Below are 12305 nucleotides of genomic sequence, written 5' to 3'. Positions count from 1 at the left end.
TATATAACCTTCCCCATTGATGATCGCAGAAAGACCGGGCTATTGTTTCCAACGCTGGCGCAGAGTAATAGCAACGGTTTTGAAATCAGCATACCTGTTTATCTTAATCTGGCAGCGGATTTTGACGCCACTTTTACACCACGTTTTATCGAGAAGCGCGGCACCATGTTTGAAGGCGAGCTTAGACAAACCAGCCGTCTTGGTAACTGGGTAGCGGCTGGCGCCATGCTTAAAGATGATCAATATAAAGCTGACGGCTCTGCCGGCGCTAACTCTAGCGATAGTCCTCCGCGCGAAAACCGCTGGGTGGGTCGTATTACCCACAATGGCGAAATTGGCTTCATTACCACGAAGCTGGACTACAACAAAGTCAGCGATGAGGATTTCTTTGATGATCTAACCCCCGACAGTCTGGCATTAATCCGTAGCGATCACCTGATACAAACCGTCTCGCTGGGGTATCGGGACAATAACTGGCAGGCTAAGCTAACCGCTCAACAGTATCAGACCATTGATGATCTACTTTCCAGCCAATATCAATTTATGCCGAGGCTGACCATTGAGAAAAACAGCTCTGGGGCCAACTTCTCCCCAGAATGGTTATTTGAGGCTGAATTTACTGACTTTAAGCATGACCAGTCGATTGACCAAGGCGGCATCTTTGTCACTGGCAAGCGCAGCTTTGCCGAAGCAGGCATCAGCTATCCCACGCGCTGGACCCCAGGCTTTATTATCCCTACCGTCAAACTCCGCAGCGTTAGCTACGATCTGAATTCATTCCAACCCAGTGCTGATCAGACATCATCGGTAACCACACCATTGGCAACGTTGGATATGGGTCTGGTTTTTGAGCGGGAGACACAGTTTGCCGACAGCAACTATCTGCAAACGCTGGAACCCCGCCTTTACTACTTTTATAGTGACTATAAAGCACAGGATGACAATCCTACCTTCGATACCAGAGCGCTTAAATTCAGCTATAGCCAGCTATTTCGCGACACTCGCTTTACTGGCCATGATCGCTTGGACGACGCCAACCAAGCCTCGCTTGGTATTACCAGTCGCTTTATCAATGACAGCGAAGGCCGTGAAGTTCTCAATATCAGTCTGGGTCAAATTTTTTACTTTAAAGACCGTCGTGTTCAATTGAACAGCGCCATGGCCGATGATGTCAGCAGCAACTCGCAAATTGCCAGTGAAGTTCAATACCAGCCTACTGATAGGCTGTGGTTAACCAATACGCTATTGTGGGACTCACGACAGGACTCTCTGCAAGAAGGCGGCTTTAGCATGCACTATCAAGCGGGCAACAACAGTCTGTACAATCTGGGCTATCGCTTCAATAGAGCAGCCGCTGGCAACTCGCAAGATTTATCGCAAGCCGACGCATCCGCTGTCGTGCCGATCAATGAACGCTGGAGTTCCTTTGCTCGTTACCGCTATGATATAGAGGAAAACCGCGCCATTGATGATATGGTTGGCCTGCAATATGAAGATTGCTGCTGGATGGTGCGTGCACTGTACCAGCGCAGTTTAAAAAACGAAAATAACCTCGTAGCCGAACGCGATTACGCCTTTATTCTTGAATTTGAATTAAAGGGCTTGGGCAGTCTGGGCAATAAAGCCCGCAATCTGCTAAAAGAAACTATTTTGGGGTATGAAGATCTTGACTAACTACAAACACCGTAACACCTCTCTACTGGCCGTTGCCCTAATGCTAGTGGGTGGCCTTGCCGCCCCACTCGCCAGTGCCAACAATCAAACCCAACTGCTGGATCAAGTGGTGGCTATTGTCGATAACGATGTAATTACCGCCAGCGAACTGAAAGAGCGCATCCAACAGGTTAAAGCCAATATTGAAAAAAGTGGCAGGTCTGCGCCGCCCATGCAGGAACTCCATCAGGATATCCTCAACCAATTAATTGTTGAAAATATTCAGCTGCAAATGGCACTACGCGCCGGCGTTCGTATTAGCGATGCCCAGCTTAATGATTCGATGCGACGCATAGCCAAACAAAACGGCATGAACTTACAGCAATTTAAACAAACACTTGAAGCAGACGGTCTATCCTATGCCACTGCCCGCGAACAAATTCGCAGAGAAATATTATTACAGCGGGTTCAACAGGGTAATGTTAATCAGCGCATTCAAGTTACCGATCAAGAAATTGCTAACTTTCTCACCTCCAAAGAAGGCCAGTCAATAACGGCACCAGAATATCGGATGCTACATACATTGATCACCGTCACTGGCGATGCTGATAAGACCACTCTTGCCACGGCAAAAAAAATGGCCAATGCTATTTATCAACGCATAGCAAAAGGCGAAACTTACGAAGCTGTAATATCCAGTTATAACCAGCTACAAACCAACGATTTAGGCTGGCGTAAAGCCGCTGAACTACCCAGCTTAATGGCTAATTTGGCAACCACAACCGACGAAGGCGCAACAGCAGCACCTGTGCAAAGTCCCAGCGGTTTCCATTTGGTGAAACTGTTAGGCAAACGCGGTGACGGAGAAACCATTGCGCAAACCAAGGCGCGGCATATTTTATTAAAACCTTCAGCCATACGTAATGAGGCTGCTACCAAAAATGAAATAAAAGCCTTGCGACAACGCATTATCGATGGCGAAAATTTTGCAGATCTGGCGCGCGAGTTTTCAGAAGATATCGGCTCTGCCCTTGAGGGCGGAGATTTAGGTTGGACCAATCGTGGTCAATTAGTGGGTGCCTTTCAGGATGCCATGGACAGCACCGAGCCTGGCGACATTAGTCCCGCGTTCAAAAGTCAGTACGGCTGGCATATAGTGCAAGTTATCCAACGCCGCGATAAAGATGTTACCGATGATATTCGTCGCAATATCGCTCGCAACCATATTCATCAACGTAAATACGATGACGAACTACAAACCTGGTTGCAAAAAATTCGCGACGAAGCCTATGTAGATTTTAAATAAACCACCCCACCTGTTACCGGAAGTTATGCAACTAACATGATGACTCTATTGCGAATAGCATTAACTCCCGGCGAACCTGCGGGCATTGGTCCTGACCTTGTTGTGCAACTAGCCCAAACGCAACAGGCTGTCGAGCTGGTTGCTATTGCCGATCCACAATTATTGCAACAACGCGCTGAACAACTCGGGCTACCTTTAACCATCCGATTATTTAACAGCGCCGATCCTCCAAAAGTCAGTGCTGCATCAGAACTCTGCGTATTACCCGTTGAGCTAGCACAGCCCTGCACCGCCGGCGAACTTAATACTGATAATGCCCGTTACGTTTTAGCGACCTTGGATGCCGCGATTAATGGCTGCATGGATAATACCTTTGTAGCGATGGTCACCGCGCCAGTCCACAAAGCGGTGATTAATAATGCCGGCATCAACTTTAGCGGACATACTGAATACCTCGCCGATAAAACCGGCACCGAACAAGTGGTGATGATGTTGGCTACTGAAGGCTTGCGGGTTGCGCTGGTGACTACGCACCTACCTTTACAGGAAGTGCCAAAAGCAATCAACTCAGCACGAATTGAAACCATTACCCGTATTTTGCACCACGATCTGCAACAGCATTTTGGTCTGAAACAGCCGAAAATTACTGTACTGGGATTAAACCCTCATGCCGGTGAAGGCGGCCATATGGGCAGTGAAGAAATTGATCATATCATTCCCAGTATGAAAAAATTAACTCACGAGGGTATGCATCTTACGGGACCATTACCCGCCGATACTGCCTTTACTGAAAAACATCTGACGCAATGCGATGCGGTACTGGCGATGTATCACGATCAGGGTTTGCCGGTTTTAAAATATAAAGGCTTTGGTAACGCGGTTAATATTACTCTTGGCCTGCCGATTATCCGCACATCGGTCGACCATGGCACGGCACTGGATTTAGCCGGTGGCGGTAGCGCCGATAGCGGCAGCCTAAAAACTGCGTTGAGCTATGCGATGAGTATGGCTCAACACCGTTTGTCGACCACTGTTGAGCATTAACGCTTATGGCGAACCCTGACAATAAACATCGCGCCCGAAAACGCTTTGGCCAAAACTTTTTGCACGATGCCGGTGTTATTCATCATATTGCCCGCTCGATCAATGCCAGCAGTGATGACCATATCGTTGAGATAGGTCCCGGCCAAGGCGCACTGACCGCCGATATTCTGGCCAGTGGATGTCAGCTGGATGCGATCGAACTGGACCGTGATCTTATTCCTATTCTGCAACAGCGCTTTGCTGGCGAAAGCCGTTTTAGTTTACAGCAAGGGGATGCATTGGAATTTGATTTTTCCTCTCTGCAACACAAAGGTAAACCATTACGCGTGGTGGGCAACCTGCCCTACAATATTTCTACCCCATTAATTTTTCATTTATTAGACCAGCATGCACTGATTGACGATATGCATTTTATGTTGCAGCTGGAAGTGGTTAACCGCCTTGCCGCTGTACCAGGCAATAAAAACTATGGCCGCCTCAGTGTTATGGCGCAATATTACTGTGATGTGCATGCCTTATTTGAAGTGCCACCGGAAGCCTTCGACCCGCGCCCCAAAGTACAATCTGCCATTGTAAGACTAACGCCTCATCAACAATTACCGCACCCCGCCAATCATATTAAAACGCTGGAGCATGTATTGCGCACCGCTTTCAATCAGCGACGCAAAACACTGCGCAATTCATTAAAAAGTGACATAAACGAAGAACAATTAACTGCTCTGGATATCAACCCAGCTGCCAGACCAGAAACTTTATCGCTGCAACAATTTGTCGCCATCAGCAATGCCATCCGGACACCTGAATTATGCTAATCGATAATCCCATCAGTATTCATGTCGATACCCACTATATCCCTCAGCAGTCCAGCCCTGATGAACAACGCTATGCTTTTGCCTACACCATCACCATTAGCAATCATGGTGTTGAACCGGTAAAACTGATTAGCCGTCACTGGGTGATTACCGATGGTGATGGCAAGGTTGAAGAAATCCGCGGCGACGGCGTAATTGGCGAGCAACCAACTATAAAGCCCGGCCATAGCTATCGCTATACCAGTGGTGCGCTATTAGAAACCGCCGTCGGCACCATGAAAGGCAGCTATCGAATGGAAAGCGCATCGGGCAAAATCTTTGACGCGCCCATTCCTCTGTTTTCTCTGATTCATCCGGGGTCCTTGCATTAATGACTCGTTATGCCGTTGGCGATGTACAAGGCTGTCTGGAACCGCTGCAATGTTTGTTAGCAGAAGTTGCCTTTAATCCAAGCGAAGATCAATTGTGGCTGGCAGGCGATCTGATCAACCGCGGCCCGGCCTCGCTTGAGACATTACGTTTTATTAAAGGCTTAGGTGATTGCACCCGAATTGTTTTAGGCAATCATGATCTGCATTTTCTCGCTATAGCCCACGGCACAAGAACGGCAAACAGGTCAGACACTTTTGATGAAATTCTTCTAGCCAGTGACTACCCTGAGCTAATGGAGTGGTTGCAACAACAACACTTGATGTATAGCGATCCCAGTGGTGACTACCATATGACCCATGCTGGTATTCCACCGATTTGGACAGTAGAACAAGCCAGCCAGTATGCTGCTGAAGTCGAACAGGTTTTACGCAGCGATCAAGCCATCGATTTTTTTCACCATATGTATGGCAACGAACCAGCGGTTTGGGACAATCAACTGCAAGGCTGGGAACGGCTGCGGGTCATTACCAATTATTTAACCAGAATGCGTTTTTGTAATCCCAAAGGCGTGTTGGATTTTGATCACAAACTTGCCGTTATCGATAGAGCTGATTTTAAACCCTGGTTTGCTTACCCGCGTGATACTAAACAAGCCATTATCTTTGGTCACTGGGCTGCACTGCAAGGACAGGCTAATAGTGAGCATGTTTTTGCGCTGGATACCGGTTGCGTTTGGGGGCATCAGCTGACCCTGATGAATTTAGAAACACAGCGAATGCATCGTTGTAACTGTTAAAACTAATGCTTCTTCTGCACTACTTAACACCTGCTATAATTTGTCTCAACTTCAATCATTAGTATTAATGAATTTTATGAAAACGTATTTGGTTGGCGGTGCCGTTAGGGATAAATTATTGGGCCTGCCTTATCATGAGCATGACTGGGTTGTTGTTGGCGCAACTGCCGAGCAATTGTTGTCGCAGAACTATCAGGCGGTGGGCAAAGATTTTCCGGTATTTCTTCATCCGATAACCAAAGAAGAATATGCACTAGCCAGAACTGAGCGCAAATCTGGCCCTGGCTATACTGGCTTTGATTGTTATGCCAGCCCTGATGTGACGCTTGAACAAGATCTTTTCCGACGCGACCTGACGATTAATGCCATGGCAGAAGATAGTGATGGCCGTGTCATTGACCCCTATGGCGGTCAACAAGACCTTGAACAAAAAGTTTTACGTCATGTCTCTGAAGCCTTTACTGAAGACCCTTTAAGAGTGCTACGCCTTGCTCGCTTTCATGCCCGCTTTGCCCATTTGGGGTTTTATATCGCCGACGACACTATGCAGCTCATGCAAACTATTAGCGCAGGCGATGAATTATTGACCTTGCCCGCAGAAAGAATCTGGCAAGAGCTAGAAAAAGCCTTAGGGGAAAAAACACCGGCACAGTTTTTTATTTCCTTGCAGGCGGGTGGCGCCTTGGCCAGACTAATGCCACTACTGGCTGATTTTACTGCACAGCAATTTTCGATACTAAAACATAAACCGCAGAAAAAAACACCGATTGTCCGTTTTGCGCTATTGCTTAGCCAGCTCAGCGATACCGATGCAAAAGCTCTTTGCGACCAACTAAAAGCGCCTAAAGTATTTACAGACTTGGCGGTACTGTTTTCTCGCTATCAGCAACAGTGCAGCGAAGTTTTTACTGCTGCCGATAAACTGCTTAACCTGCTTGAGCAACTAGATCCTTTTCGCCGCAGCGAACGTTTTGATCTTTTTCTGCAATGCTGTGAACTCAAGTTTGGTTCATCGCGTATAACTCAGCAATTACGCGATGCTTATACCGCTTGCAAAGCCATCAATGCTGGCGAGTTGGCCAAGCAAGGACTTAAGGGCAAAGCGATAGCCAGCGCTTTATATGATCGCAGGCTGACCGCCATCAACACCCTATTGCATAAACCCTGTTGAACGAGAGAAGTAAAAACCAATGAGTGAACCAACTTCACAACGCGTTGCCCTGGTGACCGGTGCTGCCCAACGAATTGGCGCAGAAATTTGTCGCTGCTTACATACCGCCGGCTTTAATATCATTGTTCATTACCGCTCATCCTCAGACTCGGCCGAACAACTTGCCGCCAGCTTAAACAGTCAGCGCAATGATTCTGCACACTGTATTCAAGCGGACTTAACCAACCGTGAGGACGTTCAAGTGCTGGCCACAGCTGCCGAAAAACAATGGGGCCATATCGATGCATTAATTAATAACGCCTCGACCTTTTACCCCACCCCCCTTAACCAATCGACCGATGATGATTGGAACGCTTTATTTGATAGCAATGTCAGAGGCCCATTTTTTCTCACTCAGGCACTAACACCCACACTTAGCCAACGCCGCGGCTGCATTATTAATTTGGTGGATATTCATAGTGAGCGCCCAATGGCTGAACACACTATTTATTCTATGGCCAAAGCCAGTGTGGCGATGATGACCAAAACGCTGGCTAAAGAAATGGCACCCGAGATAAGGGTCAATGGTGTTTCACCCGGTGCCATACTATGGCCGGAACAGGAGTTTGATCCTGACAATCAATCGTCGATACTGAATAAAATCCCGATGCAAAGAATTGGTGATGTCAGTGATATTGCGCAGACGGTTGCGTTTTTGGTGAATGATGCGCCCTATATCACCGGACAAATTATTGCTGTGGATGGTGGTCGCTCTTTAAATATGTAAAAGCGATTTTTAGAAAGACGTTATGCGTGAGCGGAAATTTTCTCACCGCGCCACTGAAAATCTACCGGCCATAGCTTTTGACTGGATTGATCATAGGCCTGCCATAACTCGGCATAGGTTTTGCCCAGTTGAGGATGAATGTCCCCTGGGGCGATATCAAATAGCGGCAAAAGCACAAAGGCATTTTTTATAATTTCATCTCGCGGCAGATCAATGCCATCGATATGACCGACCTCATCACCGTAGCTTAAAATATCAATATCCAGTGTACGTGGACCAAACTTTGGGCCATCGCGGCGGCGGCCGTTATCATGCTCAATATCGCGCAAGTGTTTTGCCAATTCACCGACACTGAGTTGACAGAAAAACCCCACCACCAAATTAAGAAAGTTATCCCCTTCAAAGCCCACCGCTTCGCTTTCATAAACAGGCGAAATAGTGATGTCGCCAAAACGTTTATCCAGCGCATCCAATGACGCGCTTATATGTTGGTAGCGATTGATATTGCTACCGATACTCAGATAAACCTGGGGCACTATTTTCTCCAATTCACTGGCTAGGATTTAGTCTTTGCTGCCACGCTCAATAATCACGCCGACATCTTGGGAGCCACGCACAGCTCCCGGTTTACTGAGACGCAGTTTTAACCATGGCACTGAAAATTCGTTAAGTACAATATCTGCACAACGCTCGGCCATCGTTTCTACTAATAAAAATTCACTGTCGCCAATAAACGCAATTAAGCGCTTGGCTACCGCTTTATAGTTTAAGGTGTCGGCAATATCGTCGGTCTGTGCAGCGCGACGAATATCATGGGCCATTTCCAAATCGAGACTAACGGTTTGTTTAATCTCGCGCTCCCAGTCATAAATACCAATCACGGTTTCAATTTTTAAATCCCGTATGTAGACAACATCCATTAAGCTGATTCCTAAAATTTGTTGAATGGTAATAGCTTTACGATCTATTCCAGCGCTCGGTTCAACCGGCTGGCGCAACGGGCGTTAGCGCTGGCAGCTGATCCATTGGCCAGCGAGGTGTCGCAGTAACGGCGAGCGCATCAGTTTGTCCGGCCAATAGTCGTTGACAACCAGCGTAGGCAATCATAGCGCCATTATCGGTACAAAACTCAGGTCTGGCATAAAAAACTTGGCTATTCACTTTTTGCAGTGCCTGTTCGAGGCCCGCTCTTAACGCTTTATTGGCGCTAACGCCACCGGCGATCACCAACCGTGATAGTGACTGTTGCTTTAACGCGCGCTTGCATTTGATCACTATGGTTTCAACCACGGCTTGCTGAAAGGCGTGAGCAATATCGGCACGGGTTTGGTCGTCTACCACGCCTTGCTTGTTGGCATGCTCATGAACGGTATTAAGGGTATAGGTTTTTAAGCCACTAAAACTAAAATCCAACCCGGGATGCTTAACCATGGGGCGCGGAAAGGTGAAGCGCCCAGGCACCCCCAATTCAGCCAGTTTTGCCACCTGCGGGCCGCCCGGATATGGCAGTTTTAGCATTTTTGCGGTTTTGTCGAAGGCCTCACCGGCCGCATCATCTAATGACTCGCCCAATAGTTGGTATTGGCCAATACCATCAACTCTAACCAATTGGGTATGCCCGCCCGACACTAATAGGGCAACAAAGGGAAATTCGGGGGGATTATCTTCAAGCATAGGAGCTAATAGATGCCCCTCCATATGATGCACACCAATGGCAGGCACATTGAGGGCATAAGCTAGCGAGCGTCCAATCATCGCCCCCACCATCAAAGCCCCCGCCAATCCTGGGCCTGAGGTATAAGCAACCCCATTGATATGCTGCCGCTGACAGCCAGCCTCAGCCAGAACCTGCTCAATTAAGGGCAACGTTTTACGGATATGGTCGCGAGAAGCCAGCTCCGGGACGACCCCGCCATACTCGGTATGTAGCTCAATTTGACTGTACAAGGCCTCTGCTAACAAGCCGCGCTCACTATCATAGAGCGCGATCCCCGTTTCGTCGCAGGATGTTTCTATACCAAGAATTAGCATGCCAACCGTCTTTATATTCGATACTTAGATAACAGCCGCGCATAATACTGGCTGACACCGCCACAGACCAGTAAAACACTCACAAAATACCCCCTGTGTGGCTTTGCATTTTCCAGATCAACCGTTTACAATGCCCGCCCCTTGCGGTCGGTGCGCCTTTATAGCGGCAAACCGAGGGCAATAACGCATTTTATTAATCAGTTAAAGGAAGGGTAAATGCCTTCAGTTAAATTAAAAGATAACGAGCCATTTGATATCGCTCTGCGTCGCTTTAAGCGCTCCTGTGAAAAAGCGGGTGTTCTGGCCGAAGTACGTCGTCGTGAATTCTACGAGAAACCAACATCAGTTCGTAAGCGTAAAGCTGCCGCTGCTGTTAAGCGTCACGCCAAGAAAGTCTCTCGCGAAACTCGCAAGCAGCAACGTCTATACTAGACCCTAGCTGCCGATAGCGCTGGTTATCTTTTTTCTGCCGAGACTGTTAAAGCCATGACAGAACAAACGCTAAAAAATCGCATTTATGAAGCCATGAAAACGGCGATGCGAGCCAAAGATAAGCAGCGTGTTGGTACCATCCGGCTGATTCAAGCCGAAATTAAACGAATTGAAGTCGATGAGCGTATTGAAATTGATGATACGCGACTGTTGGCTGTGCTCGACAAAATGTGCAAGCAACGTCGTGACTCTATTCAACAATATACCGATGCAGGGCGTAGCGAACTGGCTGACATCGAGATTGCAGAAATCAATGTTATCCAAGACTTTTTGCCAGCACAGCTTAGCCAAGATGAACTCGAGAGTATGATTGCTGATGCGGTTACCAGCACCGGCGCTGAATCGATGAAAGATATGGGTAAGATCATGGGCGTACTAAAGCCTCAACTGCAAGGCCGCGCCGATATGGGCGAGGTCAGCAAACTGATTAAGTCACGACTGTCTTAATACTTTAACTGCTCAATCGGTGAAACCCCGTTCCAAAGGATAAAGTGATGCAACTGCGCAGTTTTATGTCCTCTAAAATCCACAAAGCCACAGTTACCGAAGCTAATTTGGACTATGTTGGCAGCATTACCATTGATGCCGAACTGATGGAGCGAGCGGGCATGCTTCCTAACGAAAAAGTACTGGTGGTGAGTAATACCACCGGCACGCGACTGGAAACCTATATTATTGAAGGCAAGCGCGGCTCGGGCTATATCGGCATTAATGGCGCAGCAGCCCATATGATTGGCGCCGGCGAAGAAGTGATCATTATTGCCTTTACGCTGGCTACTGAACCCGTTGCGGCCAAAGCTATTTTGGTGGATAAAAACAATCGCTTTGTCTGCAATCTGACGGAAAAACAGGCCGCCTTTGCACCGGAAACGGCCTAGACAGATCCACCCTCGCTTATTGCCGGCAAACCCCCTAAACTTGGCACTGTTAATAATTTGAACCCAAGTATTCTCGTTCATGGCTGGCCGCATACCGCAAAGTTTTATCGATGACCTACTGGATCGCCTCGACATAGTCGAAGTGATAGACCGCCGTGTCAGCCTGAAAAAAAATGGTCGTAACTTTACTGCCTGCTGCCCTTTCCATGAAGAAAAAACCCCTTCCTTCAGCGTTAACCAAGAGAAGCAATTCTATTACTGCTTTGGCTGTGGCGCCGGTGGCAATGCGCTCGGCTTTATTATGGATTACGAGCGTATAGACTTTCCCAGCGCGGTTGAACTGCTGGCGGATTCGGCCGGACTGGAAGTTCCTCGCGAGGCATCGGTGTTTCAGGAAGAGCCCCAGCAGAAAAAAAATATTTACACCATGCTGGAAAAATGCGCTGACTTTTATCGCCAGCAACTTAAACACAACCCGCAAAAACAGCGAGCTATCGATTACCTGAAAAACCGTGGCCTCAGCGGTGAAATCGCCCGAGACTTTGATATCGGCTATGCCCCGCCGGGCTGGGACAACTTGCTTAAGCATCTCGGTTTAAATCAGGAAGATAAGCAATTGCTTATCGATGGCGGCATGCTAATCGAAAAGGAAGAAGATAATAAGCTCTATGACCGCTTCCGTGACCGGATTATTTTCCCCATTCGAGATAACCGTGGACGTATTATTGCCTTTGGTGGCCGTGTACTGGGGGATGACAAGCCGAAATACCTGAACTCACCTGAAACGCCGGTATTTCACAAGAGCAAAGAGCTCTATGGCCTTTATCAATCCCGTAAAGCCAACCGCAAGCTGGAGCGACTGCTCATTGTTGAAGGCTATATGGATGTGGTGGCGCTAGCACAACATGGCGTTACTTGGGCCGCAGCCACACTGGGTACCGCCACCAGTACAGAGCATTTAAAACGGGTATTTCGCCAATGCTC

General features: G+C 47.9%; 15 protein-coding genes. 12 read left to right on the top strand and 3 right to left on the bottom strand.

Annotated features, from left to right (window positions below; all coding sequences use genetic code 11):
* From lptD to AACP44_RS06620, 8 genes are all read left to right on the top strand, one after another.
* The coding region (gene lptD / locus AACP44_RS06655) for an LPS assembly protein LptD (RefSeq protein ID WP_339339695.1) at positions 1-1674 on the top strand (1674 nt) is incomplete at its 5' end.
* Positions 1658-2959 carry a peptidylprolyl isomerase gene (locus AACP44_RS06650; RefSeq protein WP_339339694.1) on the top strand — a complete coding sequence of 434 codons (1302 nt, stop codon included), beginning with the start codon at positions 1658-1660 and terminating at the stop codon, positions 2957-2959. The genes lptD and AACP44_RS06650, both read left to right, overlap by 17 nt.
* 36 nt (positions 2960-2995) lie before the next feature.
* The gene (gene pdxA / locus AACP44_RS06645; protein WP_339339693.1) at positions 2996-4003 is read left to right on the top strand and encodes a 4-hydroxythreonine-4-phosphate dehydrogenase PdxA; all 1008 of its coding nucleotides are present in this window, start codon (positions 2996-2998) and stop codon (positions 4001-4003) included.
* A 5-nt stretch (positions 4004-4008) separates the two neighbouring features.
* Positions 4009-4815 carry a 16S rRNA (adenine(1518)-N(6)/adenine(1519)-N(6))-dimethyltransferase RsmA gene (gene rsmA / locus AACP44_RS06640; RefSeq protein WP_339339692.1) on the top strand — a complete coding sequence of 269 codons (807 nt, stop codon included), beginning with the start codon at positions 4009-4011 and terminating at the stop codon, positions 4813-4815.
* Positions 4809-5186, top strand: coding sequence for a Co2+/Mg2+ efflux protein ApaG (gene apaG / locus AACP44_RS06635; protein WP_339339691.1), 378 nt, complete (start codon positions 4809-4811; stop codon positions 5184-5186). Before rsmA ends, apaG begins: the two co-directional genes overlap by 7 nt.
* On the top strand, positions 5186-5983 hold the full coding sequence (locus AACP44_RS06630) for a symmetrical bis(5'-nucleosyl)-tetraphosphatase (protein WP_339339690.1): 798 nt from the start codon (positions 5186-5188) through the stop codon (positions 5981-5983). Before apaG ends, AACP44_RS06630 begins: the two co-directional genes overlap by 1 nt.
* 76 nt (positions 5984-6059) lie before the next feature.
* Positions 6060-7154 (top strand): multifunctional CCA tRNA nucleotidyl transferase/2'3'-cyclic phosphodiesterase/2'nucleotidase/phosphatase, encoded by a 1095-nt coding sequence (locus AACP44_RS06625; RefSeq protein WP_339339689.1) that lies wholly within the window; start codon positions 6060-6062, stop codon positions 7152-7154.
* A gap of 19 nt (positions 7155-7173) precedes the next feature.
* Entirely contained in the window at positions 7174-7920 is a 747-nt protein-coding gene (locus AACP44_RS06620) for a pteridine reductase (protein WP_339339688.1), read from the top strand.
* A 20-nt stretch (positions 7921-7940) separates the two neighbouring features.
* On the opposite strand, the gene folK is transcribed toward AACP44_RS06620, so the two are convergent.
* The 3 genes from folK to tsaD all read right to left on the bottom strand — a co-directional run bounded on the left by folK (position 7941) and on the right by tsaD (position 9951).
* Entirely contained in the window at positions 7941-8456 is a 516-nt protein-coding gene (gene folK / locus AACP44_RS06615) for a 2-amino-4-hydroxy-6-hydroxymethyldihydropteridine diphosphokinase (protein ID WP_339339687.1), read from the bottom strand.
* A gap of 27 nt (positions 8457-8483) precedes the next feature.
* Entirely contained in the window at positions 8484-8840 is a 357-nt protein-coding gene (gene folB / locus AACP44_RS06610; protein WP_339339686.1) for a dihydroneopterin aldolase, read from the bottom strand.
* 61 nt (positions 8841-8901) lie between these two features.
* Positions 8902-9951: a tRNA (adenosine(37)-N6)-threonylcarbamoyltransferase complex transferase subunit TsaD gene (gene tsaD, locus AACP44_RS06605; protein WP_339339685.1), complete on the bottom strand. Its 1050-nt coding sequence runs from the start codon at positions 9949-9951 to the stop codon at positions 8902-8904.
* A 216-nt stretch (positions 9952-10167) separates the two neighbouring features.
* Here tsaD and rpsU point away from each other — a divergent pair, with 216 nt between their 5' ends.
* The 4 genes from rpsU to dnaG all read left to right on the top strand — a co-directional run.
* A complete protein-coding gene (gene rpsU, locus AACP44_RS06600) occupies positions 10168-10383 on the top strand; it encodes a 30S ribosomal protein S21 (protein WP_339339684.1) in 216 nt (71 codons plus the stop codon).
* 54 nt (positions 10384-10437) lie between these two features.
* The gene (locus AACP44_RS06595; RefSeq protein WP_339339683.1) at positions 10438-10890 is read left to right on the top strand and encodes a GatB/YqeY domain-containing protein; all 453 of its coding nucleotides are present in this window, start codon (positions 10438-10440) and stop codon (positions 10888-10890) included.
* 47 nt (positions 10891-10937) lie between these two features.
* Positions 10938-11321 carry an aspartate 1-decarboxylase gene (gene panD, locus AACP44_RS06590; RefSeq protein ID WP_339339682.1) on the top strand — a complete coding sequence of 128 codons (384 nt, stop codon included), beginning with the start codon at positions 10938-10940 and terminating at the stop codon, positions 11319-11321.
* A 79-nt stretch (positions 11322-11400) separates the two neighbouring features.
* The coding region (gene dnaG, locus AACP44_RS06585) for a DNA primase (RefSeq protein ID WP_339339681.1) at positions 11401-12305 on the top strand (905 nt) is incomplete at its 3' end.

The sequence above is a fragment of the uncultured Oceanicoccus sp. genome, from assembly GCF_963968385.1.
GTDB lineage: Bacteria > Pseudomonadota > Gammaproteobacteria > Pseudomonadales > Dasaniaceae > Oceanicoccus.
The sequence above is the reverse complement of the archived record's forward strand: the minus strand, read 5'-3'. Positions and strand labels throughout refer to the sequence as shown.

Coding starts and splice junctions, on each gene's coding strand:
- AACP44_RS06650 (WP_339339694.1), top strand. CDS start 1,658: ATGAAGATCTTGACTAACTACAAACACCGTAACACCTCTCTACTGGCC.
- pdxA (WP_339339693.1), top strand. CDS start 2,996: ATGATGACTCTATTGCGAATAGCATTAACTCCCGGCGAACCTGCGGGC.
- rsmA (WP_339339692.1), top strand. CDS start 4,009: ATGGCGAACCCTGACAATAAACATCGCGCCCGAAAACGCTTTGGCCAA.
- apaG (WP_339339691.1), top strand. CDS start 4,809: ATGCTAATCGATAATCCCATCAGTATTCATGTCGATACCCACTATATC.
- AACP44_RS06630 (WP_339339690.1), top strand. CDS start 5,186: ATGACTCGTTATGCCGTTGGCGATGTACAAGGCTGTCTGGAACCGCTG.
- AACP44_RS06625 (WP_339339689.1), top strand. CDS start 6,060: ATGAAAACGTATTTGGTTGGCGGTGCCGTTAGGGATAAATTATTGGGC.
- AACP44_RS06620 (WP_339339688.1), top strand. CDS start 7,174: ATGAGTGAACCAACTTCACAACGCGTTGCCCTGGTGACCGGTGCTGCC.
- folB (WP_339339686.1), bottom strand. CDS start 8,840: ATGGATGTTGTCTACATACGGGATTTAAAAATTGAAACCGTGATTGGT.
- tsaD (WP_339339685.1), bottom strand. CDS start 9,951: ATGCTAATTCTTGGTATAGAAACATCCTGCGACGAAACGGGGATCGCG.
- rpsU (WP_339339684.1), top strand. CDS start 10,168: ATGCCTTCAGTTAAATTAAAAGATAACGAGCCATTTGATATCGCTCTG.
- AACP44_RS06595 (WP_339339683.1), top strand. CDS start 10,438: ATGACAGAACAAACGCTAAAAAATCGCATTTATGAAGCCATGAAAACG.
- panD (WP_339339682.1), top strand. CDS start 10,938: ATGCAACTGCGCAGTTTTATGTCCTCTAAAATCCACAAAGCCACAGTT.